Below are 2,059 nucleotides of genomic sequence, written 5' to 3'. Positions count from 1 at the left end.
CTGTAATTATGACGACGCCGAGTCCCGACCAGACTGCATAAGCAACACCGACAGGGATGGATTTCAGAACCAGAGAACATGTCATTGTACTGGAAGGCGCATTACAACTGCGGCTGGGGGATGAGTGGCACACCGTTTCTGCCGGGGAATCCCTGCGCTTCCATGCGGATATCCCGCACGCTTACGCCAATCCCGGTAAGGCCATTGTGACACTGCATAATCTGATCCATTATCCGCGCCCGGCGGACAAATAAAAAAGCAGGGTATAATAAATATACCCCGCTTTGACTTAACGGATCGTCTTACTTTATTTGTAAAATAAAACCAAAATAAATATGTGTTAAGCTTAACTTATTATATATCATCCTTATACCAACCGGGATGATATGTTTATACTGAACAGAAAAGCATGCCATTCAGAATACTATCTTCTGTTATATATGGCGGTTTATTTATTGTTTAATTACACACACTCAGGCATATCACTATGCTATCGTGATGTTTTCACTGGTGTTGTTACTACTGCCTTTACGGCATTTTGGTGTTGTTCAAAATGACTGTCGCAGCAGTCTTTCTGGTGTCTTAAATACTATTATTATAACTGCATCTGGTGTTGTTAATATTATTGTTACTGCTTACTTTATTATTATTGCTGTCAGTCTTTGCTGTTTCTTTTTTATTAAGGGTATTACCAAACTGCGGGGGCATTATCGTACAGTGATCCTGAACCATTCTGAAACGAAATTACAGATTACGGTTAAAATATAAAAAAAAGCCACCATTCCTGCCGGATACGGTGGCTTAAATACAGAATTAATTAATTTATTTCAGTATGTTATCACACATCAGCTGAAGTGTATTAATAAACCGTGCTGCATGAAAGCCATCACAGACTGCATGATGAACCTGTACAGAAACAGGTAATAATACGCGGTCACCTTCCTGCTGAAACTTTGCCATCGTAAAAACCGGGGCAAAATAATCATCATTTCCGGTGATGTTCAGGTTAAATCCGTCAAAACTCACCCACGGTAATGATGATATATTCAGGTGATTCTCCGGTAAATTTCCCTGCGGAAACAATCTGGTATCATGCTGATATTCTGCCGTTACCGCATTATAACCTGCCATAAACTCACTGAGATCCGGAAAATAACGGCAGGACAGTGCAGAGAATGTTTCGGTTTCTTTATGAAAGACAGTAAAGACCGGGTCTGACTGGTCCCAGTAAATAAGTTCATTGTCTTTCAGTGCCATCCGGAACTCCGGAAACTGATTAACAGCCCGGGAGATCAGGTAAATCATCAGCGGATAAAACTTATAACCTGTCTCCGCCAGTGCGGTACGCAAAGCGGTAATATCGAGTTTGGTGGTCAGGCTGAATCCGCATTTATTCTGCTGACGATAAAGGGCAAAGTGTTCCCTGCGATTCCAGGTATTCAGGTCAATCCGGGTAAAATTCATGGTTATTCCTTCTGATTAATAGTGAAAAATATTAATAATCAGAAGGCAGTCTGGTTGTCTCAATGGGTAACATTCCGTCCTCCGTAAGCTGTTTGGTATTCAGTAATAATACCCTATACGGGCTTAATCTGTATTAAGCCCGGCTTTATTTATTCCGGCCAATCATCCGCAAACACATAGCGGATCAGTTCTGCGGATTCACGGGGCGGTGCTCTCAGCACATCCGCCATTAAATCAATCTCCATCTGACAGGTTTGCAGCTTGTCTTCCGCCGGTACATACGGATCATCCGTCAGGAAACTATCGCCGTATTTATCCATCGACCCCTGTATTTGTGCCGAAAATAAAGTCACGGTACTCTCCGGAGGCCTTTTTCATATCCGGCGGGCCTGACACTTCCGGATGCAGCACACGAAAACAGAAGTCACCGGAACACGCCATTCTGAGAAAACTGTCACTAATCTGTTTTATTCCGCAAACAGAAAACCACCGGATAACCGGGGTATAGGAAGTATAAAGGGTATAGGAAGTATAAACCACCTTTTTGCTCCTCATCCGAAGTATCTTACCTGAAATTCCCTCACTCGTTTACCGC

The 2,059-nt window shown here is 42.7% G+C and carries 3 protein-coding genes and 1 pseudogene; 1 reads left to right on the top strand and 3 read right to left on the bottom strand.

Translation table 11 applies throughout. The features are described from left to right. Positions 1-76: pseudogene (locus tag R7R24_RS24330) on the bottom strand (SMR family transporter); the annotation flags it as partial. Between R7R24_RS24330 and R7R24_RS24325 the strand changes: the two are divergent. Further along, positions 57-254, top strand: a complete 198-nt coding sequence (locus tag R7R24_RS24325) for a cupin domain-containing protein (protein ID WP_000347577.1) — start codon at positions 57-59, stop codon at positions 252-254. The pseudogene R7R24_RS24330 and the gene R7R24_RS24325 overlap by 20 nt on opposite strands. A gap of 568 nt (positions 255-822) precedes the next feature. On the opposite strand, the gene catA is transcribed toward R7R24_RS24325, so the two are convergent. After that, a complete protein-coding gene (gene catA, locus R7R24_RS24320; RefSeq protein ID WP_001011941.1) occupies positions 823-1,464 on the bottom strand; it encodes a type A chloramphenicol O-acetyltransferase in 642 nt (213 codons plus the stop codon). A 149-nt stretch (positions 1,465-1,613) separates the two neighbouring features. Further along, a complete protein-coding gene (locus R7R24_RS24315; RefSeq protein ID WP_197465993.1) occupies positions 1,614-1,817 on the bottom strand; it encodes a hypothetical protein in 204 nt (67 codons plus the stop codon). Between the last annotated feature and the right edge of the window lie 242 nt (positions 1,818-2,059).

It is taken from the genome of Vibrio sp. 704 (assembly GCF_033339295.1).
The sequence above is the reverse complement of the archived record's forward strand: the minus strand, read 5'-3'. Positions and strand labels throughout refer to the sequence as shown.